The following is a 24,359-nucleotide window of genomic DNA, read 5'->3' on the forward strand; positions in this document are numbered from 1 at the left end:
TCGGGCCTCCGGTCTGTTGAACGGTTCGTGCCGCTCCCAACAGACCTTCGACCTGCGGGGTTCCCCCCAGCCGGGTTCCCCAAAGAGAAGGGCCGCCGCGGTTGCCCGCGGCGGCCCTTTCGACCGGAAGCCCGGATCAGCGCGACGGAGATTACTCGTCGCTCTGCTCCTTGCTCTGGGCGCGGCGCAGCGCCGCACCCAGGATGTCGCCCAGGCTCGCGCCGGAGTCGGACGACCCGAACTCCTGCATGGCCTGCTTCTCTTCTTCCACTTCCTTCGCCTTGATCGACAGGCTGATGCGGCGGCCGCCGCGATCGACCTGGGTGACCTTGGCGTCGACCTTCTCGCCGACCGCGAAGCGGTCCGGGCGCTGCTCGGAGCGCTCGCGCGACAGGTCGGACTTGCGGATGAAGCCCTGGAAGCCGTCGGCCACCGCGACCTCGATGCCGCCGTCGGTGATGGCGGTGACGGTGCAGGTGACGACGTCGCCCTTCTTCAGGCCGGCAGCGGCGCTCTCGAACGGATCCGAGGAGAGCTGCTTGATGCCCAGGCTGATCCGTTCCTTCTCGACGTCGACGTCGAGAACCTTGACCTTGACCTGATCACCCTTCTTGAACTCGGCGATGGCTTCCTCGCCGGACTTGTTCCAGTCGATATCGGACATGTGGACCATGCCGTCGATATCGCCGGGCAAACCGACGAACAGCCCGAATTCGGTGATGTTCTTGACCTCGCCTTCCAGCTCGGTGCCCGCCGGGAACTTGTCGACGAACGACTCCCAGGGGTTGTCCAGGCACTGCTTGAGGCCCAGGCTGATGCGGCGCTTCTGCGGATCCACGTCAAGCACCATGACCTCGACTTCCTGGGAAGTCGAGACGATCTTGCCGGGGTGGACGTTCTTCTTGGTCCAGGACATCTCGGAGACGTGCACCAGACCCTCGATCCCCGGCTCCAGCTCCACGAAGGCGCCGTAGTCGGTGATGTTGGTGACGCGGCCCTTGAACTTGGCCCCGACCGGGTACTTCGCCTCGACGCCTTCCCACGGATCGGCTTCCAGCTGCTTCATGCCGAGGCTGATGCGCTGGGTCTCCGGGTTGAAGCGGATGACCTGGACGGTGACCGTCTGGCCGATCTGGAGGGCTTCCGACGGATGGTTGATGCGGCGCCACGCGATGTCGGTGACGTGCAGCAGGCCATCGACGCCGCCGAGATCGACGAACGCGCCGTAATCGGTGATGTTCTTGACGACGCCCTGGAGGACCTGGCCTTCCTTGAGGTTGGCGACCAGCTCCGACCGGGCCTCGGCGCGGCTCTCTTCGAGCACGGCGCGGCGGGACACCACGATGTTGCCGCGCGAGCGGTCCATCTTCAGGATCTGGAACGGCTGGGGGGTGCCCAGCAGCGGGGAAATGTCGCGGACCGGACGGATGTCCACCTGGCTGCCCGGCAGGAACGCCACGGCGCCGGAGAGATCCACGGTGAAGCCGCCCTTGACCCGCCCGAAGATCACGCCGGTGACGCGGGACTGATCGTTGAACGACTTCTCCAGCAGCGTCCAGGCTTCTTCGCGCTTGGCCTTCTCGCGGGACAGGACGGCTTCGCCGTTCTTGTCTTCCATCCGCTCGAGATAGACCTCGACGGTGTCGCCAGGCTTCAACTCGGCATTGCCGCCGGGTCCGCCGAATTCCTTGAGGGCAACGCGGCCTTCCGACTTCAGACCGACGTCGATCAGCACGTTATCGTTCTCGATCGTGATGATACGGCCTTTGACGACGGTACCTTCCAGGCTGTCGCTGGTGCCGAGCGACTCCTCGAGCAGCGCGGCGAAGCTTTCCATGCCGCCCATGCTCTCGGATCTAGCTGCTGCTTGTGCCATTGAAACTCCTTGGGTTGATCATATAGCGCCCCCCGAACCGTCGGCATCCGATGGTTGAAACGGTAAGGGGACCGCCGCGCCGGACCTCATGCCCGGCGACTTTTAATTCCATCCTGGACGGCTGGCTCGGCAGCAGGCCTACGCACAATGATCGGAGAGGCCGGTTTTGGAGCAGATGAAGGTCATCGCCGCGTCGAGCGCCTCATTGGCATCCATCGACGAGGTGTCAAGCAAAAATGCGTCGGCAGCCGGTTTGAGCGGGGCTACCGCTCGCTGGCTGTCGCGCGCATCTCGTTCCTTCATGTCCTCCAGGACGGCTGCATATATAACGGCGACGCCGCGATCCCGCAACTCTTTCAAACGCCGTTCGGCCCGTGCCTCGACCGAGGCGGTAACGAACAGCTTGGCGTCTGCGAAGGGGCATACGACGGTCCCGATGTCGCGGCCGTCCAGCACGGCGCCCCGCGCCCCGCCGGGCGGGGTGGAGGCGAAGCCGCGCTGGAACGCCAGCAGGGCCGCCCGCACCTCCGGCACGACCGCCACCTTCGACGCGGCGGCGGCGATCTCGTCGCCGCGCAGCGCCGGGTCGGCCAGCACCCGCGGCGTGGTCTCGGGGTGGAGCGCGCGGGCGGCCGCGGTCGCGGCGGCGGGGTCCCCGGGGTCTCCGCCGCCGCGGATCACCGCGAGGCCGACGGCGCGGTACAGCGAGCCGGTGTCCAGGTGGGCGAAGTGCAGCCGGTCGGCCAGCCGGCGGGCCAGCGTGCCCTTGCCGCTGGCCGCCGGCCCGTCGATCGCGACCACCAGGGCCCCGTGCGCGGCTTCAGGCATGGAATACCCTCTATGCTGTCTGTCTGGTCAGTTTGTCTGGTCAGCGGGCTTCGGGAGCGGAAATGCGCGCTCCGAGGCCGTTCATCAAGTCCACGAAGCCCGGAAAGCTGGTGTCGATGAAACCGGAATCGTCCACCGCGACCGGCTGGTCGGACGCCATGCCGAGCACCAGGAAGCTCATGGCGATGCGGTGGTCCATGGCGGTCGCCACCGTCGCGCCGCCGGGCGGGACGCCGCCGCCGTGGACCGTCAGGCTGTCCGGGCCGGCTTCCACGCGCACGCCGCAGGCATGCAGCCCGTCGGCCACCATGGCGAGCCGGTCGCTCTCCTTCACGCGCAGCTCGGCGACGCCGTGCATGGTCGTCGTCCCCTCGGCGCAGGCGGCCGCCATGGCCAGGATCGGGTATTCGTCGATCATCGACGGCGCGCGGTCGGGCGGGACCGCGATGCCGGTCAGGGCGCTGGACCGGACCCGCAGGTCGGCGACCGGCTCGCCCGCCTGGTCGCGGCGGTTCAGGAAGGTGATGTCGGCGCCCATCTCGATCAGGGTGTCGTACAGGCCGGTGCGGCGCGGGTTCATGCCGACGTCGGTCAGGGTGACGTCGGAGCCCGGGCGGATCAGCGCGGCCACGGCCAGGAAGGCGGCCGAGCTGGGATCGGCCGGGACGTTCACGGTCTTGCCCGTGATCTCCGGCTCTCCCGTGATGGAGACCGCGAGAGCCCCGCCCTCGATCCGCTCGGTGGTGACCGTGGCTCCGAAGTGGGCCAGCATCAGCTCGGAATGGTCGCGGGTCGGCTCCGCCTCGATCACCGTGGTGACGCCCGGGGTGTTGAGGCCGGCCAGCAGGATCGCCGACTTGACCTGGGCGGAGGCGACCGGCAGGCGGTAGGTGATCGGCACGGGGTTCTCCGTCCCGACGACGGCGAGCGGCAGGCGGCCGCCGGACCGGCAGACGAAGCTGGCGCCCATCTGCTCCAGCGGGGTGCTGACCCGCGCCATGGGGCGCTTGGTCAGGCTGGCGTCGCCGGTGAAGAAGGTCGTGATCGGGTGGGTGGACACCAGCCCCATCATCAGGCGCGCGGCGGTTCCGCTGTTGCCCATGTCGAGCACCCGGGACGACTCGACCAGGCCGCCGACTCCGACGCCGCGCACCCGCCAGACGCCCTGGTCGTCCCGGACGATGTCGGCGCCGAGCGCCCGCATGGCGGCGGCGGTATGCAGCACGTCCTCCCCGGTCAGCAGGCCGTGGACGGTGGTCTCCCCGACGGCAAGCGCCCCGAACATCAGCGCCCGGTGCGAGATCGACTTGTCGCCCGGAACCCGGACGGTGCCGGACAAGGGGCCGGTTTGGACGGACTGGAGCGGCCTGGGCGCCATGCCTGTTGCTTCCCTCTGGCTGACGGCGGATGGGGTCGGCCGGTTCCTAGCATAGATGCGCGCCAGGGGTAAGGGGCGGCCGGAACGAGCGTGCCGGTGGCATCGTCAATTAGATTTTGACTTCAGCGTGGCGGCATGGCAGAGGGGCGTGCTTTGACCAATAGATACCGTGATGAGACCGGAGGATAAGGCGTGGCGAAACCTGAGTGGGGAACCAAACGCATCTGCCCCAATTGCGGGGCGCGCTATTACGACCTCCGCAAAGACCCGCCGGTTTGCCCGAGCTGCGGCACGACCTTCGACCCCGAGGCGCTGCTGAAGTCGCGCCGCGCCCGCCCCGCTCCCGTCGAGGAGGTGGTCAAGAAGGCCCCCGCCGACACGGAGGACGAGGAGGAGACGGTGGACGCCGGCGACGGCGAGCTGGAGGAAGCCGATGACGAGGTCGCCGTCGACGACCTGGACGAGGAAGCCGACGAGCCCGTCCAGGAGGAGGACGACGTCCTGCTCGAGGACGCCTCCGAGCTGGGCGACGAGGACGACATGGGCGAGGTCGTCGATGTCGAGGGCGAGGACGAGGAGCGCTGAGGGGCCCCGGCGAAGAATTTCGAGTGGAGGCGAATTTTTCACTTGAATGACGGGGTCGGTTTGAGGATAGTCCCCGGCACCGCAAAGCCGGGGGCACCCAGCCCCCACCGAAGGCCACGCACCGGACTTCAAGAGATCGGGGCCATAGCTCAGCTGGGAGAGCGCTACAATGGCATTGTAGAGGTCAGCGGTTCGATCCCGCTTGGCTCCACCAAAAAGAAGAAGGCCCCGACCACGGATGTGGTCGGGGCCTTCTTCTTTTTAAGTCGCCTGCCCGGGTCAGGCCGCGAAGGCGGATTTCGCGCCGTTGCGGTCGGCGCGCTGTTCCGCCCGGATGCCGAAGGTCGCCTCGACCGATCCGGCCCAGGGGAGCAGGAACTGGCCGTCGTTGACCAGCCGGTGCGGCTCGATATGGCCCACCACCGCGGTGCCGCTATCGGCGAGGCGGATGACGTCGCCGTCTTCCGGCACCAGCGCCCGCTCGACGCCGCAGCTCCGGGCCAGCCGGGCATGGGCCTCCAGGTGCTGGATCTCGCCATGGACCGGGACCGCGAAGCGCGGCCGGATCAGCTCGTACATGCGGGTGAGATCGCCGCGCGCCGGATGGCCGGACACGTGGATCGGCGCGTCGGACGGGGTCACGACCTTGACGCCCATGTTGGCGAGCAGCTTGTAGATCGCCTCGATCGCATCCTCGTTGCCGGGGATGGTGCGGGCGGAGAACATCACCGTGTCGCCGCGGTGCAGGGCCAGCGAGCGGTGCTCCGCCCGGGCGATCTTGCTGAGGGCGGAGCGCTCCTCCCCCTGGCTGCCGGTGCAGATCAGGACGAGGTTGCGGCGCGGCACGGATGCCGCCTCCGACAGGCTCAGGAAGGGGGCGAGACCGTCCAGGTAGCCGCAGGCGCGCGCCGCCTTCTCCATCCGGAGCAGGGAGCGTCCGGCCAGCACCACCTTGCGGTCGTTGGCGGCGGCGGCCTCCGCGACGGCCTTCATGCGCGCGACGTTGCTTGCGAAGCAGGTCACCGCGATGGCGCCCTTGCGGCCGCGGAACGCCTCGACCAGCCCGGCGCGGGCCTGCCCCTCGGAGCCGGTGGTGCCTTCGACCTGGGCGTTGGTGCTGTCGCACACCATGGCGAGCACGCCTTCGTCGCCGAAGCGCTTGAGCGCCGCGAAATCGGTGGAAGCCCCGACCAGGGGTTCCGGATCGAACTTCCAGTCGCCGGTGTGAAGCAGGTTGCCCGCCTTGGTCCGGATCGCCAGCGAGACGGGTTCCGGAACCGAATGGGTCACCGCGATCGTCTCGATGTCGAAAGGACCGATCTTGAGACGGCCGCCGATCGGGATCGTGTTGACCTGTACGGCCCGCGCGGCTCCCGTTTCCTTCAGCCGCTCCCGGATCAGGTGGGTGGCGAAGGGCGTCGCGTAGATGGGGCAGCTCAGGCGCGGCCAGAGATGATGGATGGCGCCGACATGGTCCTCGTGGGCATGGGTGACCACGAGGCCGACGACATCGTCCATCCGCTCTTCGATGAAGGCCGGATCGGCCATGAAGGACTGGACTTCGGGCATGTCGTCGCCCGCGAAGGCCACGCCGGCATCGACGATCAGCCATTTGCCGGCATGACCATAGAGGGTCATGTTCATGCCGATGCGGTTGCAGCCGCCGAGCGGAAGGAAGATGATTTCATCGGCACGCGGCACGGGGCCGCGGACGGGAGCGGAAGCCGAAGCGCGGGACTTCCTGGAAGCTCTTGCCGGGGCGACGGGGGCCGTGGGGACCAGCGGTTCCCCGACGCCGAGGTCCTGGGCACTTCTGACGGATAGGGTGGATGTCCGCGACCTGCGGCGATCCCTTGAACTTCTCATACAGCTTGTTCTTTCTTGCTTGCGTCCGGAATGGGATGGAAAACCCTTCGGATTGGTCCGGACCGGTTTGAAACGACGCACCGGCTCGGTGCGCCCACTGGAATTCTGAAATGGCCTGCGGCGGTCGAAACGCGGCGGCGCGCCCGGCATTACGCCGGCGCAGCCGTTATCGGCGGAAAGCAAATCGGAAAAACGAAAAACCCGGCTACTCTGACCGGCACCGCCAAGCGATGCGATCCGAGGAACCGGGTGCTCTGATCTGTCATGGTGGAGGGGGCTGGATTCGAACCAGCGTACGCTGTCGCGGGCAGATTTACAGTCTGCTGCCTTTAACCACTCGGCCACCCCTCCGGATGGAACTTGCCTGAACCCGCGAGGGGGTAGTGTGATGGTGGAGCCAAGCGGGATCGAACCGCTGACCTCTACAATGCCATTGTAGCGCTCTCCCAGCTGAGCTATGGCCCCATGTCTCTGGTATGTATCGTGTCGTTCCGCCGTCTCGCTCCCCTGCCCTACGCCGGCGCCGACTTGCGTGGCGGCCGGTTCCTGTACCGGACGGAAGAACGATGGAGCGGGCGAAGGGATTCGAACCCTCGACCCCAACCTTGGCAAGGTTGTGCTCTACCCCTGAGCTACGCCCGCAAACCTGTGTTCGGATCACCCTCCCCCGGGGAACGGTGATGGAAATGATGTGTTCGGAAGAGGCTCTGCCTGCCGGCTTGCCGGCGCGCCCGAACGGGCGCCTTTCCTACCGGGCATTCCTGTTCCCGGCCCCCGATCGGTTCCACTCGAGCCGATGGGCCGGAGCTTCGTTCCCTCCCGGGGTCCCCGCGCTTCCAGTTCCTGATATGGGCAACTGTGGATCCGGGTATCCTGACGCCGGCGCCCTTGATCGGAGGTGCCGACATCATCTTACTTGATTACCTGTTTCAAAAGGTAAACTTTTCAACCGTTTTGCTCAACAGGCCGGCTGAACACTGCGTCTGGCGGACCTGGCGGCGACCTACTCTCCCACGTCTTGAGACGCAGTACCATTGGCGCGGAGGGTTTTCACGGCCGAGTTCGGGATGGGATCGGGTGCGGGCCCCTCGCTATGACCACCAGGTCGGCCAGGCGCAGGGGCGCCGGGCTGTCGAGGATGAGTTCAAGTGACCTTGGACGGAAGTGATGCATGTCCTCGATGGATCGCCGCCGTGCGGCCTTGCCGCTGCGTATGGCGTCCGGAGGGCTCGGTCGGGATCAAGCCGCTCGAGCGATTAGTAAGGCTTAGCTTCACGCGTTGCCGCGCTTCCACACGCCTCCTATCGACGGGATGGTCTATCCCGGCTCTAAGGGGAGTGCTTGTTTTGAGGGGGGTTTCCCGCTTAGATGCTTTCAGCGGTTATCCCGTCCGCACTTAGCTACCCGGCGATGCGGCTGGCGCCACAACCGGTACACCAGAGGTGCGTCCATCCCGGTCCTCTCGTACTAGGGACAGCGCCTCTCAGCACTCCGACACCCACGGCAGATAGGGACCGAACTGTCTCACGACGTTCTAAACCCAGCTCACGTACCACTTTAATCGGCGAACAGCCGAACCCTTGGGACCTGCTCCAGCCCCAGGATGTGATGAGCCGACATCGAGGTGCCAAACCTCCCCGTCGATGTGGACTCTTGGGGGAGATCAGCCTGTTATCCCCGGCGTACCTTTTATCCGTTGAGCGATGGCCCTTCCACGCGGGACCACCGGATCACTATGGCCGACTTTCGTCTCTGCTCGACTTGTCGGTCTCGCAGTCAGGCTGGCTTATGCCATTGCACTCGTCGAGCGATTTCCGACCGCTCTGAGCCAACCTTCGCGCGCCTCCGTTACTCTTTGGGAGGCGACCGCCCCAGTCAAACTCCCCGCCATGCAGGGTCCCGGCTCCCGGTTCAGGGAGCGCGGTTAGATGCCAGAGATCCCAAGGGTGGTATTTCAAGGATGGCTCCGCGCAAGCTGGCGCCTGCGTTTCATAGCCTCCCACCTATCCTACACATGGGAACCCTGGCACCACTGCAAAGCTGGAGTAAAGGTGCACGGGGTCTTTCCGTCTGACCGCGGGTACTCCGCATCTTCACGGAGAATTCAATTTCGCTGAGTTGGTGTTGGAGACAGCGGGGAAGTCGTTACGCCATTCGTGCAGGTCGGAACTTACCCGACAAGGAATTTCGCTACCTTAGGACCGTTATAGTTACGGCCGCCGTTTACCGGGGCTTCAGTTCGGAGCTTGCACCCCTCCCTTTAACCTTCCGGCACCGGGCAGGCGTCAGACCCTATACGTCGTCATGCCAGACTTCGCAGAGCCCTGTGTTTTTAGTAAACAGTCGCCACCCCCTGGTCTGTGCCCCCCGCCCCTGCTTGCGCAGGAACGGGGCCCTCTTCTCCCGAAGTTACGAGGGTAATTTGCCGAGTTCCTTCAACACCATTCTCTCAAGCGCCTGGGTATGCTCTACCTGTCCACCTGTGTCGGTTTCGGGTACGGTCTGTATGGCAGGGCTGTTTCCAGGAACCCCTCCAGCGCACGGCCAATCCGATAAGGCCGCACGCACTTCGGGATTCGTCACCTCTGCCAGGCCCTGGAATATTAACCAGGTTCCCATCGACTACGCCTTTCGGCCTCGCCTTAGGGGCCGGCTCACCCTGCGCGGATTAACCGTGCGCAGGAACCCTTGGACTTCCGGCGAGAGTGTTTCTCACACTCTTTGTCGCTACTCATGTCAGCATTCTCACTTGCCATACCTCCAGGCAACCTCACGGGTGCCCTTCATCGGCCTAGGCAACGCTCCGCTACCACGTCGTCATCGTGAGATGATCGACATCCGCAGCTTCGGTGGGTGGCTTGAGCCCCGGTACATTTTCGGCGCAGGCCGGCTTGTCTAGACCAGTGAGCTATTACGCTTTCTTTAAAGGATGGCTGCTTCTAAGCCAACCTCCTGGTTGTCATGGCCTTCCCACATCCTTTCCCACTTAGCCACCACTTGGGGACCTTAGCTGGCGGTCTGGGCTGTTTCCCTCTTGACGATCGACCTTAGCACCGACCGTCTGTCTGCCGGACTGTGCTCCACGGTATTCGGAGTTTGGTTAGGTTTGGTAAGCGGTGAGGCCCCCTAGCCCATCCAGTGCTCTACCCCCGTGGGCAATCATCCGACGCGCTACCTAAATAGCTTTCGCGGAGAACCAGCTATTTCCTGATTTGATTGGCCTTTCACCCCTAGCCACAGGTCATCTCCGACTTTTTCAACAGGCGTGAGTTCGGTCCTCCAGTGCGTGTTACCGCACCTTCAACCTGCCCATGGCTAGATCATCAGGTTTCGGGTCTAGAGCATGCAACTGAAACGCCCTGTTCAGACTCGCTTTCGCTGCGCCTCCACCTACCGGCTTAAGCTCGCTGCATACTCTAAGTCGCTGACCCATTATACAAAAGGTACGCCGTCACGGCACAGGGCCGCTCCGACTGCTTGTAGGCATCCGGTTTCAGGTCTGTTTCACTCCCCTCGTCGGGGTGCTTTTCACCTTTCCCTCACGGTACTGGTGCACTATCGGTCACTGAGGAGTACTTAGGCTTGGAGGGTGGTCCCCCCATGTTCAGGCAGGATTTCACGTGTCCCGCCCTACTCGAGGATCGCGGAGGTCATTACCCGTACGGGGCTGTCACCCGCTCCGGCCCGACTTTCCAGACGGTTCCGGTTGTCCCTCTGCGACCACTGGCCTGGTCCGCGTTCGCTCGCCACTACTTGCGGAGTCTCGGTTGATGTCCTTTCCTCCGGGTACTTAGATGTTTCAGTTCCCCGGGTTCGCCTCTTCCTCCTATGTATTCAGAGAAAGATACCGCCGAAGCGGTGGGTTGCCCCATTCGGAAATCCACGGATCAAAGCCTGCTCGCGGCTCCCCGTGGCTTATCGCAACGTGCTGCGTCCTTCATCGCCTCTCAGTGCCAAGGCATCCACCAGATGCCCTTCAGACGCTTGATCTCGACTCGATTTCTCCGAACGCCACGCGCAGGGGCAAACCCGCACGCGGACGATCTTCGAGAAGATGCATCACGACCCAACCGACGCTCTCCCGTTGCCGGAAGAAGGCCCTGTCGGGTCATCCTTGGTCACTTATCCTCTTCACGATGTAAATAGATCCCGTATCCGCACACCCGTGGCGCGCGGACACAAACCGCTTCCCAGCAGAAACCCCTCCCCCCGGTTGCCCGGGAGGCGGTGCGATCTGATGAGAAGGGATGCGGAGGCGGCGGCGCGGCGGATCTTGCGATCCAGGCCCGGCCCGGAGGCTTCCTTAGAAAGGAGGTGATCCAGCCGCAGGTTCCCCTACGGCTACCTTGTTACGACTTCACCCCAGTCGCTGACCTGACCGTGGTCGGCTGCCTCCTTGCGGTTAGCGCACCGGCTTCGGGTAAAGCCAACTCCCATGGTGTGACGGGCGGTGTGTACAAGGCCCGGGAACGTATTCACCGCGGCGTGCTGATCCGCGATTACTAGCGATTCCAACTTCATGCACCCGAGTTGCAGAGTGCAATCCGAACTGAGATGGCTTTTGGAGATTGGCTCGACCTCGCGGTCTCGCTGCCCACTGTCACCACCATTGTAGCACGTGTGTAGCCCAGCCCATAAGGGCCATGAGGACTTGACGTCATCCCCGCCTTCCTCCGGCTTGTCACCGGCGGTTTCTCCAGAGTGCCCACCGTTATGTGCTGGCAACTGAAGATGGGGGTTGCGCTCGTTGCGGGACTTAACCCAACATCTCACGACACGAGCTGACGACAGCCATGCAGCACCTGTGCGGCGTCCGGCCGAACCGAAGGATGGGTCTCCCCACCCGCGACGCCCATGTCAAGGGCTGGTAAGGTTCTGCGCGTTGCTTCGAATTAAACCACATGCTCCACCGCTTGTGCGGGCCCCCGTCAATTCCTTTGAGTTTTAACCTTGCGGCCGTACTCCCCAGGCGGAGTGCTTAATGCGTTAGCTGCGACACCGAAGCCCTAAGGGCCCCGACGTCTAGCACTCATCGTTTACGGCGTGGACTACCAGGGTATCTAATCCTGTTTGCTCCCCACGCTTTCGCGCCTCAGCGTCAGTGTCGGTCCAGATGGCTGCCTTCGCCATCGGTGTTCTTCCCAATATCTACGAATTTCACCTCTACACTGGGAATTCCACCATCCTCTCCCGAACTCGAGCGTGCCAGTCTCAAGCGCTGTTCCCAGGTTGAGCCCGGGGCTTTCACGCCTGACTTGACACACCGCCTACGCGCCCTTTACGCCCAGTAATTCCGAACAACGCTAGCCCCCTTCGTATTACCGCGGCTGCTGGCACGAAGTTAGCCGGGGCTTCTTCTCACGCTACCGTCATCATCGTCGCGTGCGAAAGAGCTTTACAACCCGAAGGCCTTCATCACTCACGCGGCATTGCTGGATCAGGCTTGCGCCCATTGTCCAATATTCCCCACTGCTGCCTCCCGTAGGAGTCTGGGCCGTGTCTCAGTCCCAGTGTGGCTGATCATCCTCTCAGACCAGCTAAGGATCGTAGCCTTGGTAGGCCGTTACCCCACCAACAAGCTAATCCTACGCGGGCCCATCCCGTGGCGATAAATCTTTGTCCCAGGGGACACATACGGTATTAGCTCCAGTTTCCCGGAGTTATTCCGTACCACAGGGCAGGTTCCCACGCGTTACTCACCCGTGCGCCACTAGGGCCGAAGCCCTCGTTCGACTTGCATGTGTTAGGCATGCCGCCAGCGTTCGTTCTGAGCCAGGATCAAACTCTCAGGTTGAAGACGATCCAGCCGCCCCGGCCGAAGCCGGAACATCCGAACCGCTCAACGGGAACCGTCACCCAAGACAGTCCCGAGAACCTAAGCCTTGAACCATGTGATTCTCTGCGTAGCTTCCAGGATGTCAGACTGACAGTTCCGATTTGTGCCCCGAACCGGGCCAAACCGCGCCGCCGCCTGCGCATCCCTTCTCTCATACGATCAACTTGTCAAAGATCCGGGCGGGTCCGAGAGCCGGAGCCGCAGGCCCGTTTGAAAAACAGGCCGAAGTTCTTGCCTCAACCCTAAACCCGGAGACAGATTTTCGACGCGCTACAGCGCGTCGTTCGATCGGTCCTCGGTGGGCTGGTCCCTCTGCATGTCGGCGGCGTCAGCCACCAGCGCTTCGGTGAGGCGGTATATAGACCGGCGAATTCGGCCCCGCAACAGAAAAATTCACGGCCATGAAACTTTTCTGACGCATCGGTCAGGAACAGCGGCCAAGGCCCCAATGGACCGCCTTGCCACCAGTGGGCTGGAGTCGCTTCGTTGATCGGTTCGCGACGCAACAGATCGCAAGAAAGTCGTACGATATCAGCCCCTTGCGTTCCGACTTTAAGGTGCCTCCGGAGGCTTTTCCGCTTGACTAAAAAGAAAAGCTCGCCAAGGGCGATTCGGTATTCCTGCGCCGTTGACAGGGATACTCCTCTCGCGCATGGTCGGTCGACAGCTTCGTCAAACCTGAGCTTTCCCCATTTTCGAGAGCCGAACCCCGGGCGCTCGGTAGCAGCAAGGAGGACACCCGGTGCGTCTAAGGGTTGCCGCCATACCCGCCCTCGCCGTCTGTCTGGCAGGCATTCCCTCCCTCGCTTCCGCGGATTGGGAGTATCCTTACAATCACCCTGCCCGCTCAGGCGCCGCTGAACGGCCGCCGTCGGGGACTTCGGCGGCCCATCCGGTCGATCTCGACCGGGAAATCGCCCGGCTGAACCTCGTCACCGCGACGACCGCCGACGAGCCGGACGCACCGGGCGCCTCGGACCGGGAGGACAGCCCTTCCAAGGATGCCGGGCAGACCGTGGCACAGGCACTGGGCGAGCCGCTGCCGGACGACGGGCAGACGGAACTGCTTGCCGATATTGACCGGAAAGTGGTCGAGGTCGGCCGGGGCGACACGCTCCTGGAGCTGCTGGTCAATGCCGCCGTTCCCCGCCTGGACGCCCATGACGCCATCGAGGCTCTCCGCAGCGTCTTCGACCCGCGACGGCTGCAGGTCGGTCAGGAAATAGCGCTGCTGTTCCAGCAGGAAGCGGGATCGGACCGTCGGTTCGTCGGGCTGGAACTGGAGCCGGGCGTGGACCGGGCCGTTTCGGTCGCGCGCCTCGACGGCGACGCCTATGAAGCGGTCTCCATCGACAAGGAACTCCAGCGACGCAAGGCCGCCGCTTCGGCGGTGATCGATTCCAGCCTGTTCGAAGCGGGAGCCAGCGTCGGCGTGCCGATCCCGGTCATGGCGGCGATGATCCGGGCCTATTCCTACGACGTCGACTTCCAGCGCGATATCCAGCCCGGCGACGATTTCCAGGTGATGTACGAACGCTACTTCACCGACAGCGGAGCCGCCGCCCGTGACGGCGACATCCTGTACGCGGCCCTGACGCTCGGCGGCAGGCGCATGGAACTGTACCGCTACAAGACCCGCGACGGAGTGGTCGACTACTTCAACCGGAAGGGCGAAAGCATCCGCAAGGCGCTGCTGCGCACGCCGATCGACGGTGCGCGGGTCTCCTCCAAGTTCGGCATGCGCAAGCACCCGGTCCTGGGCTTCAGCAAGATGCACGCGGGCATGGACTTCGCGGCCCCGAGCGGTACCCCGATCTACGCGGCCGGCGACGGCGTGGTGGAGGAGATCGGCGGCAAGGGATCCTACGGCAACTACGTCCGCATCAAGCATAACCAGCAGATGGCGACCGCCTACGCGCATCTCTCGAAGTTCGGCCCGGACATGCGCCGCGGAGGACGGGTGAAACAGGGCGACATCATCGGTTATGTCGGCAACACCGGCCGCTCCACCGGCCCCCACCTCCATTACGAGGTCCTGCGCAACGGCCGGCAGGTCAATCCCATGAGCGTCGATCTGCCGACAGGCATCGCCCTGCAGGGCGCCGAACTGGCCGCCTTCAGGCGCCATGTGGAAGAGTCCGACCGGCAGTTCGTCGCAAACCTGCAAAGCGCGGCGCAGGTCGCCCAGACGGCCGGGGCGAGCGGCGACGATCATCCGCAGTCCTGCCGCGGCGAGCGGAGCTGCTGAAGAGTCCCTGCGGCAAAGACCTGACCTGGACGAAGGGCCGGCCCGTCATGGCGCCGGTCCTCAAGTAAAGCCCCCTCCCGCGCCGGCGGGAGGGGGCTTGCACAGGGTAGGTCAGTGGACGGTCGGCCTGTTGCTCCAGCCGGAGCGTCCGGGGGCGCCCGCCGCCGCGGCTCCGGCGGTCGCCTGGGTATCGGCCGGAACGCCGTCGATCATCAGGCCGTGCTCGCCGGCGCTGACCTCGACCGTCTGCCCGTCGGCGATACGGCCTTCCAGCAGCATCGTGGCGAGCGGGTTCTGCAGCGCCCGCTGGATCACCCGCTTCAGCGGCCGGGCGCCGTAGACCGGGTCGTAGCCGGCATCGGCCAGCCAAGCGAGCGCCTTGTCGTCGATCGCCAGTTCGATGTCGCGATCGGCCAGCATGCGCCGCAGGCGGCCCAACTGGATCTTGACGATGCCGCCCATGTGGCTGCGGCTCAGCCGATGGAACAGCAGGATCTCGTCAAGCCGGTTCAGGAACTCCGGCCGGAACGACGCCCGGACGATCTCCATCACCTCGTCGCGCACGGCGGAGCTGTCTTGCCCCTCCGGCTGGTTCGCCAGGATCTCCGACCCGAGGTTTGAAGTCATGACGATCAGGGTGTTGCGGAAGTCCACCGTACGCCCCTGCCCGTCGGTCAGGCGACCGTCGTCCAGCACTTGGAGCAGCACGTTGAAGACGTCGGGATGCGCCTTCTCGACCTCGTCGAACAGGATGACCTGATAGGGCCGGCGCCGGACCGCCTCCGTCAGGGCCCCGCCCTCCTCATAGCCGACATAGCCCGGAGGCGCGCCGATCATGCGGGCGACGGCGTGCTTCTCCATGTATTCCGACATGTCGAGCCGGATCATGGCGGTCTCGTCGTCGAACAGGAACTCGGCCAGCGCCTTGGTCAGCTCGGTCTTGCCGACGCCGGTCGGACCCAGGAACAGGAACGAGCCGATCGGCCGGTTCGGGTCCTGAAGGCCGGCACGCGCGCGCCGGACCGCGTTGGAGACCGCGACGATCGCCTCGTCCTGGCCGATCACCCGGGTACCCAGGCGGTCCTCCATCGCCAGCAGCTTCTCGCGCTCGCCCGTCAGCATCTTGTCCACCGGGATACCGGTCCAGCGGCTGACGATACCGGCGACGTCGCCGTCGCGCACCTCCTCGTTCAGCATCCGGTTGCCCGCCACTTCCTCGGCAGCCTTCAGCTTTCGTTCCAGCTCCGGAATGACGCCGTAGGCGAGCTCGCCGGCCTTGGTCCAGTCGGCGTTGCGCTGGGCCTGCTCCAGTTCGACGCGGGCGTGGTCCAGCTGTTCCTTCAGCTTCTGGGCGCCGGTCAGCTGCTCCTTCTCCGCCATCCAGCGCGACGTCATGTCGGCCGACTTGCGCTCCAGCTCGTCCAGTTCGGTGCCCAGCTTCTCCAGCCGGTCGCGCGACGCCTGGTCGCTCTCCCGCTTCAGGGCCTCTCGCTCGATCTTGAGCTGGATGATCCGGCGATCGAGCTCGTCGATCTCTTCCGGCTTCGAATCGACCTCCATCCGGAGCCGCGACGCGGCCTCATCGATCAGGTCGATCGCCTTGTCCGGCAGGAACCGGTCGGTGATGTAGCGGTGCGACAGGGTGGCCGCGGAGACGATCGCGCTGTCGGTGATCCGCACGCCGTGGTGAAGCTCGTACTTCTCCTTCAGGCCGCGCAGGATCGAGATGGTGTCCTCGACCGTCGGCTCCGAGACGAAGACCGGCTGGAACCGCCGCGCCAGCGCGGGGTCCTTCTCCACATGCTTGCGGTACTCGTCCAGCGTCGTGGCACCCACGCAGTGCAGCTCGCCGCGCGCCAGCGCCGGCTTCAGCATGTTGGAGGCGTCCATCGCGCCGTCGGCCTTGCCGGCCCCGACCAGGGTATGCATCTCGTCGATGAACACGATGATCTCGCCGGCCGCGGCGGTGATCTCCTGCAGGACGGCCTTCAGCCGTTCCTCGAATTCGCCGCGGTACTTGGCACCCGCCACCATGGCACCCAGGTCGAGCGCCATCAGGCGCTTGTCGCGCAGGCCTTCCGGCACGTCGCCCTTGACGATGCGCTGCGCCAGCCCTTCGACGATGGCGGTCTTGCCGACGCCGGGTTCGCCGATCAGGACCGGGTTGTTCTTGGTGCGCCGGGCCAGGACCTGGATGGTGCGGCGGATCTCCTCGTCACGGCCGATGACCGGGTCGAGCTTCCCCTCGCGCGCAGCCTCCGTCAGGTCGCGGGCGTATTTCTTGAGCGCGTCGTAACCCTGTTCGGCCGACGCGCTGTCGGCGGTGCGGCCCTTGCGGATCGCGTTGATCGCCTGGTTGAGCGACTGCGCCGTGACGCCGGCATCCTTCAGGATCCTGGCGGACGGGCTGCCCTCGGCCATGGTCAATGCCAGCAGCAGGCGCTCGGCGGTGACGAAGCTGTCGCCGGCCTTTGTCGCCAGTTCCTCCGCGGTCTGGAAGAGGCGTGCCAGCTCGGGTGCCAGATAGATCTGGCCGGCGCCGGCCCCTTCGACCTTGGGCTGCTTGTTCAGTTCCGCCTCGACCGCGGAAAGTGCCCGCGCCGGGTCGCCGCCCGCCGAGCGGATCAGGTTGGCCGCCAAGCCTTCCTTGTCTTCCAGCAGGGTGCAGAGCAGGTGTTCGGCGGTCAGCCGCTGGTGTCCGCGCCGCAGCGCCAGACCCTGGGCGGCCTGCACGAAGCCGCGGGACCGTTCCGTGTATTTCTCGAAGTCCATGAATACGCTCCTAGTCTACCGGTCGCCCGCCAGGCAGCACGACCGAATTCCGACCCACTGATGTGCGATCCAGGAGGATGCTGAACCCTATATGGCGAGGGGTTATTCGGCGCACAAGCGGGCAGGAGTGGGCATTTCGCCATCCGATGCCTATGTTGCCGAAGCGTCACCAGCAGCCCCATGGCCCCCGTCCATCCAGGAGATCAGCCGCGTGAAGAAGCTTCTGGCCCAGTCCGGCCTGCTCCGTACCGCCCATCTGGCGCGCGTCGGCTGGCTGACCGTCGCGAGGCCGCTGACCATGGGTGTACGCGCCATCATCCGCGACGCGGACGGCGCGGTCCTGATGATCCGCCACAGCTATGTCGACGGCTGGCACCTCCCAGGCGGAGGCGTCGACCGGAACGAGACGGTCCGCCAGGCGATGACGCGGGAGGTCCGGGAAGAGGTCGGGGTCGAGGTGGTCGGGACCGCGCGCATGCTCGGGCTCTATGCCCGGTTCCGGCACCGATCGAGCGATCATGTCAGCGTCTTCGTGGTCGACGAGTGGCGTGGCGGCCCCGAGGTCGACGGGCTGGAGATCGTGGAATGCCGCTTCTTCGCGCTGGACGCCCTGCCCCGCGACACGACTCCGGCGACGCGCCGGCGGCTCGCCGAACTGGTCGGGGACGCCGAGCCCTCCGATTTGTGGTGAGGCGGCCAAAAAAATACCCCCGCCGAGGGATGGCGGGGGCGGCCGGACCAGTCTGCGAGGTTTCGGATCACGGAACAGGAGAGAGTGTGTGACCGGCTGGAAGCGTTTATAGCCGATCCGGAGCCTCCTGCAAATGCAAATCGTTCGCATTCTCATGCAGACCTGAAAATTTCCGGATCCGAAACACGCGCCCTCTCAGGCCGGCCGCATCCCATCGTGGGATTGACGCACCCCTGTCCCATCTGCATAACATCAGGCATGAATACCGCAGTTGCGAAGATATATCGTTATCCGGTCAAGGGACTGAGCGCCCAGGCTCTGGACGAGGTCGCCCTCGCGCCCGGCGAAGGACTTCCGGACGACCGGCGGTTCGCCATCAGCCACGGAGCTTCCAGCTTCGACCCGACGGCGCCGGAGTGGCGCCCCAAGAGGGATTTCCTGATGCTGGCCAAGAACGAAAGGCTGGCGGCGCTGGAGACCGACTACGACTCCGCGACCGGCATCCTGACGGTGCGCCGCAAGGGCAGGCAGGTGGCCCGCGGACAGATCACCAGCGGCATGGGACGGCTGCTGATCAACCAGTTCTTCGCGGCCTACATGAAGGGAGAGGCGCCTGGAACGCCGAGCCTGGTCGAGGCGCCCGGAGTCATGTTCAGCGATACGCCGGAGAAGTACGTCTCGATCCTGAACCTGGCCAGCGTCCAGGACATAGAACGCGTCGTCCAGGCCCCCGTCGATCCCGTCCGGTTCCGGGCGAACCTGCTGCTCGACGGGTTGGAGCCCTGGGCCGAGGCTAAGTGGGTCGGCCGCTCCGTCGCGATCGGCGATGCGGTGCTGGAAGTGGAAGAACAGATCGGCCGCTGTGCCGCGACCGAGGTGAACCCCGCCACGGCAACGCGGGACATCAATATTCCGCTTCAGCTCCAACGGGGCTATTCGCACCGCAACTGCGGTGTCTATGCTCGGGTCATCCAGGGTGGACGGATCGCGTCCGGCGATCCGGTCCGCCTGATCGATTGAGGCCGCGGCCGACCCCGATCCATGGGAGCAAGCAGCGTTACGCGTTCATTTGAGCGCGTTCGTCCTCCGCATCGGCGTCTTCATCGTCGTCCTGGTCATCGCCGAACTGGTCCTGGCCGTTGCCATTGGCGCCGCCGTGCCCATTCGGCGCGCCATTGCCGTTGCGGCCCTCGCGGCCGCGCTGGTTTTCGCCGCTCTGTTCGTTGATGAGGCCGATGATGCGGAAGTAATGCTCGGCATGCTGAAAATAACTTTCTGCCGCAATACGGTCACCGGCAGTCTGTGCATCCCGAGCTAGCGCCAGATACTTTTCATATACCTGGAAAGCGTTGCCTCGGATGCGAACATCGGGACCGTTGCTGTCGAAAGTCTGATGGCGCAAAGGAACATTGTTCTGACGACGGCCACCATTGTTGCTGCCCCGGCCGCGAGAACGCCTGGTGTTTGGTCCTTGTCTCATTCGGCTATTACGAGCCCCACTTTGAGATTTGCGCGCCCCGATCCAGCTTGGCGGCGATCACACGGGCTACCAAGCACCCGCGGAGCGATGCTGCGCGGTGGAATATCGGGGGTTCTTATCACGCAGGCCGCGCCAAACATGCTGCGGTCCTTCGTAGTAAAAGACCCTAGCGGGGAAACGACTGCAATCCAACCCCTTTCTTGTGTGCAAACGCGGAATCACGCGTCCAAATGGCCAAAAACCGCGCGTTCCACGCCTCCGAGATCCTTGCGCGCGCCGATCCGCCCGAATCCGGCCGCCCCGAGCAGGGCCGACACGTCGGCTGATTGGCCGAATCCAACTTCGAAGATGATTCGCCCGCCCGGTTTCAGCACCCCGGGAAGTTGCGCGACGATGGTGCGGTAGGCGTCCAGCCCGTCGGGGCCGCCGGCCAATGCCCCCGGCGGGTCGAACCGGGTGACTTCCGGGGCCAGGGTTTCGATGTCGGCATCGGGGATGTAGGGCGGATTGGAGATCACGAGGTCGAAACGATCCTCGATTCCCGAAGCCCAGTCCCCTGTGGAGAAGCGCGCGCGCTGCCCCAGTCCGAGCCGCCGGGCGTTGGCCGAGGCCGTCTCCACCGCCTCCTCCGAGCGGTCGACGCCGAGCCCCGTCGCCCTCGGCAGTTCGCTGAGGACGGCCAGCAACAGGCAGCCGGTGCCGGTCCCGAGGTCCAGGATCGACAGGGGTGCCTGCCGGTCCTGGACGCCGGCCAGGGCCTCCTCGACCACCGTCTCGGAATCGGGCCTCGGGTCCAGGGTCGCGGGGGAGAGGGTGAAGTCCAGGCTCCAGAACTCGCGCCGGCCCAGGATGCGGGAGACCGGCTCGCGCGCCACCCGCCGGGCGACGAAGCCGAGGACGCGGGCGACCTGGGGCTGGTTCAGCCGCGCCGTGGCATGGATCAGCATGTGCTCGCGCGTCATGCCCAGCGCGGCCCCCGTCAGCAGGCGGGCGTCCAGTTCCGGCGTGTCGATACCGGCCTCGCGGAGCAGGCCCTCGGCGTGGCGCATCACCTCGCGGAGCATCGGCGTCCCGGACAGCCCCGGCGCGGCCGGAGCGGTCATTGCAGTTCGGCGAGGCGCTCCGCCTCGTCCGCCGCGATCAGGGGATCGATTACCTCGTCCAGGGCCTCGCCGCCCATGACCTTGTCGATCTTGTAGAGCGTCAGGTTGATCCGGTGGTCGGTCACGCGGCCCTGGGGAAAGTTGTAGGTCCGGATGCGTTCCGACCGGTCGCCGCTGCCGACCTGGCTCTTGCGGTTGGCGGCGCGCTCGGCGTCCAGGGCGCTGCGCTGGGCGTCGTAAAGGCGGGAGCGGAGCACCCGCATGGCCTTGGCCTTGTTCTTGTGCTGCGACTTCTCGTCCTGCTGGGAAACGACGATGCCGGTCGGCAGATGGGTGATCCGCACGGCGCTGTCGGTGGTGTTGACCGACTGGCCACCCGGCCCGCTGGAGCGGAACACGTCGATGCGCAGGTCCTTTTCGTCGATCTGGATATCCACCTCCTCCGCTTCCGGCAGGACGGCCACGGTGGCGGCGGAGGTATGGATGCGGCCGCCGGCCTCGGTCGCGGGAACCCGCTGGACCCGGTGGACGCCGCTCTCGTATTTCAGCCGGGCGAACACGCTGCGCCCGCTGATCGAGGCGGTCGCCTCCTTGTAGCCGCCGATCCCCGTCTCGGACACGTCCATGGTCTCGAACCGCCAGCCGCGCAGCGCCGCGTAGCGCTGGTACATCTGGAACAGCTCGGCGGCGAACAGGGCCGCCTCCTCGCCACCGGTGCCTGCGCGCACCTCCAGGATCGCGTTCTTGGCGTCGGCCTCGTCCTTGGGCAGCAGCAGGACCTGGATGCCCCGCTCCAGCTCGGGCAGGCGGCGGTCGAGCGCCTGGATCTCGGCCTCGGCGAGATCCTTCATCTCGGGATCGGACAGCATGGCCGCCAGGTCCTGGCGCTCGGCCCGGGCCTTGCGCAGGTCGGCGATCGCTTCCGCGATCGGGGTCAGCTCGGCGTATTCCTTCGACATCCGGGCGAAGGCCTGGGCATCAACCTGACCGCCGGCCAGGGCGTCGCGCAGCTCGTCATGGCGCGCGGCGACGCGGTTGAACATATCCTCGAAACTCACCGTACCTCACCCTCACTGGGCCCCGGAACGGGGCCCGCAGTCGAAAATCCAGCGCCGGCGGCGGCGTTCTCCGCCCCGTCCAGGCGGAAGAGCCGGCGCAGCAGCCGTTCGGCCTCCACCTGCTCCATGTCGTGCGACGCCGCCATGGCCCGCAGCACCTGCGACGGGTCGTGAAGCAGCCGGTTGACCAGCAGGCGGGTCGCCTCGGCCGGATCGGCGCCGGCATGCTCGGCCAGCAGGCGGCTCCTTACGGCCTCGAAATGACCGCGCAGGGCCGCCACGGCCGGAACCGCCGCCCGCTCCGCCCGGCCCCGGGCGAAGGCGGCGACCGCCTGGTCGACGATCGCCCAGGCGGCCGCGGCCGCGGCCTCGCGGGTGGCGCGGCCCTCCAGGGCGACCCGCTCCAGGTCGGCAAGGTCATAGACGAAGACGCCTTCCAAACCGCCGACGGCCGGATCGACGTCCCCGGGGATCGCCGTGTCGATCACGAAGACCGGGCGGCGGCGGCGCTTCTTCAACACCGCCTCCATCCGGTCGGCAGACAGGATATAGCGCCCGAGCCCCGCCGCCGTCACGACGATATCGGCGGAGACCAGCGCCGTGTCGAGATCGTCGATCGGCACATGGTGGCAGCCCAGCCGCCGGGCCGCCGCTTCCGCCCGCCGATCGACCCGGGCCGCGACGGTCAGGCGGGGCAGCCCCGCCTCGCGGAGCGCATCCACCATCAGCTCGCCCATGTCGCCCAGCCCGATCAGCAGGGCGGCGGAGCGGTCCAGGTCGCCGTGGATGTCGCGCGCGGTCTGGACCGCGGCGGCGGCGATCGATACGGGACGTTCCGCGATGGCGGTCTCGGTGCGGACCCGCTTGGCCGCGGCGTAGGCCGCCTGGAGCACCGCCTCCAGCTCCGGCCCGGTCGCATGGGCGGCGACCGAAGCCCGGTGGGCGGCCTTGACCTGCCCCAGCACGTGCGGCTCCCCGACGACCTGGCTGTCGAGCGAGCAGGCGACGGCGAACAGGTGGCGGACCGCGTCGCCGCCGGTCAGGGTATAAAGCTCCGGCGCCAGGGCCTCGGCGGTCATGCCGGCACGCTCGGCCAGCGCCGACGCGGCGGCCGCGGCGGCGGCGGCGGGATCGCAGGACGCCGCCAGAACCTCGACCCGGTCGCAGGTGGACAGCCAGAGCATCTCGGTCAGCCCGGCCGCCCGGAGGCGGGCCAGCACGCCGGGAACCTCGGTCCCCTCGGTGCAGATCAGGTCGCGCACCGCTCCAGAGCTGGAGCGGTGATTGGCGCCGACCAGCACCAGTTCGGACGACGCATGGCCCCCGGATGCGGGCATGGCGGGGGCGTCAGGGTAGATCTGGGCGGCGCCGGCCCGCCGTCACTCGGCCGCCTCCGCGGCGGCGGCTTCGGCCTTCCCAGCCTCGATGCGGGCGGCCTCGGCCTTCTCGGCCTCGATCTGAGCCGCCTTCTTCTCGACCAGGCCGACGAGATGGCCGACGATGTCCTCGTCCTTCAGCCGGTGGTCCGGCTGGCCGGCGATGTAGACCTGATGCGTGTTGCTGCCGCCGCCGGTGAACCCGATGTCGGTTTCCCGCGCCTCGCCCGGCCCGTTGACCACGCAGCCGATCACCGACACGGTCATCGGCGTGGTGATGTGGGCCAGCCGCTGCTCCAGCACCTCGACGGTCTTGATCACGTTGAACTGCTGGCGGGCGCAGCTGGGGCAGGAGATCACCGTGACGCCACGCCGCCTCAGGTTCAGCGACTTCAGCATCTCGTAGGCGACCTGCACCTCCTCGACCGGGTCGGCCGACAGGGAGACGCGGATGGTGTCGCCTATGCCGGACCACAGCAGCATCCCCAGGCCGATCGAGGACTTGACCGTGCCGGCCCGCAGGCCGCCGGCCTCGGTGATGCCGATATGCAAGGGATAGTCGCAGGCCTCCGCCAGCCCCTGGTAGGCCGCGACCGCCAGGAACACGTCGGACGCCTTGACGCTGATCTTGAAGTCGAAGAAGTCGTGGTCTTCCAGGATGCGGGCATGGTCCAGGGCGCTCTCGACCATCGCCTCCGGGCAGGGCTCGCCGTACTTCTCCAGCAGGTCCTTCTCCAGCGAACCGGCATTGACGCCGATGCGGATCGAGCAGCCATGGTCCTTGGCCGCCTTCACCACGTCGCGCACCCGGTCGGCCGAGCCGATGTTGCCCGGGTTGATGCGCAGGCAGGCGGCACCGTTCTCCGCGGCCTCGATCGCGCGCTTGTAGTGGAAATGGATGTCGGCGACGACCGGGATCGTGATTTCCCGCGTGATCTGCTTCAGCGCCAGGGCCGATTCCTGGTCGGGGCACGAGACGCGGACGATGTCGGCGCCGGCCTGCTCGATCCGCTGGATCTGCTCGACCGTGGCCTTGACGTCGGTGGTCAGCGTGTTGGTCATCGTCTGCACCGAGATCGGCGCATCCCCGCCCACGGGAACCTTGCCGACATGGATCAGGCGGCTCTTGCGGCGCTCGATGTGGCGGTAGGGTCGGACGGTCATGGACTGGCTTTCGACAATGGTTACAGGCGCCCCGGACGGGCGCGGACATATGGGCAGACGCAGGGACGCCTCACGCTAAAGTGCGGACGCGCATGCCC

At 66.0% G+C, this 24,359-nt stretch carries 14 protein-coding genes, 4 tRNA genes and 3 rRNA genes; 5 read left to right on the forward strand and 16 right to left on the reverse strand.

Annotated features, from left to right (window positions below):
• Positions 1–151 precede the first annotated feature (151 nt).
• The 3 genes from rpsA to aroA form a co-directional block, all read right to left on the reverse strand.
• Complete coding sequence (rpsA, locus tag JL101_RS20425; protein WP_203097562.1) at positions 152–1,876, reverse strand: 30S ribosomal protein S1; 1,725 nt, start codon at positions 1,874–1,876, stop codon at positions 152–154.
• A 138-nt stretch (positions 1,877–2,014) separates the two neighbouring features.
• Positions 2,015–2,680 (reverse strand): (d)CMP kinase, encoded by a 666-nt coding sequence (gene cmk, locus JL101_RS20430; RefSeq protein WP_203097829.1) that lies wholly within the window; start codon positions 2,678–2,680, stop codon positions 2,015–2,017.
• Between the two features lie 64 nt (positions 2,681–2,744).
• Entirely contained in the window at positions 2,745–4,082 is a 1,338-nt protein-coding gene (aroA, locus tag JL101_RS20435; RefSeq protein WP_203097561.1) for a 3-phosphoshikimate 1-carboxyvinyltransferase, read from the reverse strand.
• A gap of 192 nt (positions 4,083–4,274) precedes the next feature.
• Here aroA and JL101_RS20440 point away from each other — a divergent pair, with 192 nt between their 5' ends.
• Both JL101_RS20440 and JL101_RS20445 read left to right on the forward strand, forming a co-directional pair.
• Complete coding sequence (locus JL101_RS20440) at positions 4,275–4,667, forward strand: TIGR02300 family protein (RefSeq protein WP_203097560.1); 393 nt, start codon at positions 4,275–4,277, stop codon at positions 4,665–4,667.
• A gap of 138 nt (positions 4,668–4,805) precedes the next feature.
• Positions 4,806–4,881 (forward strand) — tRNA-Ala (locus tag JL101_RS20445).
• Between the two features lie 65 nt (positions 4,882–4,946).
• Here JL101_RS20445 and JL101_RS20450 read toward each other — a convergent pair.
• The 7 genes from JL101_RS20450 to JL101_RS20480 form a co-directional block, all read right to left on the reverse strand.
• Complete coding sequence (locus tag JL101_RS20450; protein ID WP_228435011.1) at positions 4,947–6,368, reverse strand: ribonuclease J; 1,422 nt, start codon at positions 6,366–6,368, stop codon at positions 4,947–4,949.
• 430 nt (positions 6,369–6,798) lie between these two features.
• Positions 6,799–6,884, reverse strand: a tRNA-Tyr gene (locus tag JL101_RS20455).
• Positions 6,885–6,922: 38 nt separating this feature from the next.
• A tRNA-Ala gene (locus JL101_RS20460) sits at positions 6,923–6,998 on the reverse strand.
• A 102-nt stretch (positions 6,999–7,100) separates the two neighbouring features.
• Positions 7,101–7,175: transfer RNA gene (locus JL101_RS20465), tRNA-Gly, on the reverse strand.
• 348 nt (positions 7,176–7,523) lie between these two features.
• Positions 7,524–7,638 (reverse strand): 5S ribosomal RNA (rrf, locus tag JL101_RS20470).
• A gap of 130 nt (positions 7,639–7,768) precedes the next feature.
• Positions 7,769–10,523, reverse strand: a 23S ribosomal RNA gene (locus tag JL101_RS20475).
• A gap of 317 nt (positions 10,524–10,840) precedes the next feature.
• Positions 10,841–12,327: ribosomal RNA gene (locus tag JL101_RS20480) — 16S ribosomal RNA — on the reverse strand.
• The 16S, 23S and 5S rRNA genes sit together here with 3 tRNA genes alongside, the layout of an rRNA operon.
• A gap of 784 nt (positions 12,328–13,111) precedes the next feature.
• Between JL101_RS20480 and JL101_RS20485 the strand changes: the two genes are divergently transcribed.
• Positions 13,112–14,617: a M23 family metallopeptidase gene (locus JL101_RS20485; RefSeq protein WP_228435012.1), complete on the forward strand. Its 1,506-nt coding sequence runs from the start codon at positions 13,112–13,114 to the stop codon at positions 14,615–14,617.
• Positions 14,618–14,728: 111 nt separating this feature from the next.
• Here JL101_RS20485 and clpB read toward each other — a convergent pair whose 3' ends face one another.
• Positions 14,729–17,389 (reverse strand): ATP-dependent chaperone ClpB, encoded by a 2,661-nt coding sequence (gene clpB, locus JL101_RS20490; protein WP_203096591.1) that lies wholly within the window; start codon positions 17,387–17,389, stop codon positions 14,729–14,731.
• A 211-nt stretch (positions 17,390–17,600) separates the two neighbouring features.
• Here clpB and JL101_RS20495 point away from each other — a divergent pair, with 211 nt between their 5' ends.
• Both JL101_RS20495 and JL101_RS20500 read left to right on the forward strand, forming a co-directional pair.
• Positions 17,601–18,080, forward strand: a complete 480-nt coding sequence (locus JL101_RS20495) for an NUDIX domain-containing protein (RefSeq protein WP_228435013.1) — start codon at positions 17,601–17,603, stop codon at positions 18,078–18,080.
• A 258-nt stretch (positions 18,081–18,338) separates the two neighbouring features.
• The gene (locus tag JL101_RS20500) at positions 18,339–19,100 is read left to right on the forward strand and encodes an MOSC domain-containing protein (RefSeq protein WP_203096589.1); all 762 of its coding nucleotides are present in this window, start codon (positions 18,339–18,341) and stop codon (positions 19,098–19,100) included.
• Positions 19,101–19,137: 37 nt separating this feature from the next.
• On the opposite strand, the gene JL101_RS20505 is transcribed toward JL101_RS20500, so the two are convergent.
• From JL101_RS20505 to ispG, 5 genes are all read right to left on the reverse strand, one after another.
• The gene (locus tag JL101_RS20505) at positions 19,138–19,482 is read right to left on the reverse strand and encodes a DUF4167 domain-containing protein (protein WP_407697340.1); all 345 of its coding nucleotides are present in this window, start codon (positions 19,480–19,482) and stop codon (positions 19,138–19,140) included.
• A 296-nt stretch (positions 19,483–19,778) separates the two neighbouring features.
• The gene (prmC, locus tag JL101_RS20510) at positions 19,779–20,663 is read right to left on the reverse strand and encodes a peptide chain release factor N(5)-glutamine methyltransferase (RefSeq protein WP_228435015.1); all 885 of its coding nucleotides are present in this window, start codon (positions 20,661–20,663) and stop codon (positions 19,779–19,781) included.
• Entirely contained in the window at positions 20,660–21,721 is a 1,062-nt protein-coding gene (prfA, locus tag JL101_RS20515) for a peptide chain release factor 1 (protein ID WP_203096587.1), read from the reverse strand. Before prfA ends, prmC begins: the two co-directional genes overlap by 4 nt.
• A complete protein-coding gene (gene hemA, locus JL101_RS20520; RefSeq protein WP_203096586.1) occupies positions 21,718–23,058 on the reverse strand; it encodes a glutamyl-tRNA reductase in 1,341 nt (446 codons plus the stop codon). Before hemA ends, prfA begins: the two co-directional genes overlap by 4 nt.
• 42 nt (positions 23,059–23,100) lie before the next feature.
• The gene (ispG, locus tag JL101_RS20525) at positions 23,101–24,261 is read right to left on the reverse strand and encodes a flavodoxin-dependent (E)-4-hydroxy-3-methylbut-2-enyl-diphosphate synthase (protein ID WP_203096585.1); all 1,161 of its coding nucleotides are present in this window, start codon (positions 24,259–24,261) and stop codon (positions 23,101–23,103) included.
• Positions 24,262–24,359: the final 98 nt, after the last annotated feature.

The sequence above is a fragment of the Skermanella rosea genome (assembly GCF_016806835.2).
In the GTDB taxonomy this organism is placed as follows: domain Bacteria; phylum Pseudomonadota; class Alphaproteobacteria; order Azospirillales; family Azospirillaceae; genus Skermanella; species Skermanella rosea.

Coding starts and splice junctions, on each gene's coding strand:
- JL101_RS20500 (WP_203096589.1), top strand. CDS start 18,339: ATGAATACCGCAGTTGCGAAGATATATCGTTATCCGGTCAAGGGACTG.
- ispG (WP_203096585.1), bottom strand. CDS start 24,261: ATGACCGTCCGACCCTACCGCCACATCGAGCGCCGCAAGAGCCGCCTG.
- rpsA (WP_203097562.1), bottom strand. CDS start 1,876: ATGGCACAAGCAGCAGCTAGATCCGAGAGCATGGGCGGCATGGAAAGC.
- prmC (WP_228435015.1), bottom strand. CDS start 20,663: ATGACCGCTCCGGCCGCGCCGGGGCTGTCCGGGACGCCGATGCTCCGC.
- hemA (WP_203096586.1), bottom strand. CDS start 23,058: ATGCCCGCATCCGGGGGCCATGCGTCGTCCGAACTGGTGCTGGTCGGC.
- clpB (WP_203096591.1), bottom strand. CDS start 17,389: ATGGACTTCGAGAAATACACGGAACGGTCCCGCGGCTTCGTGCAGGCC.
- aroA (WP_203097561.1), bottom strand. CDS start 4,082: ATGGCGCCCAGGCCGCTCCAGTCCGTCCAAACCGGCCCCTTGTCCGGC.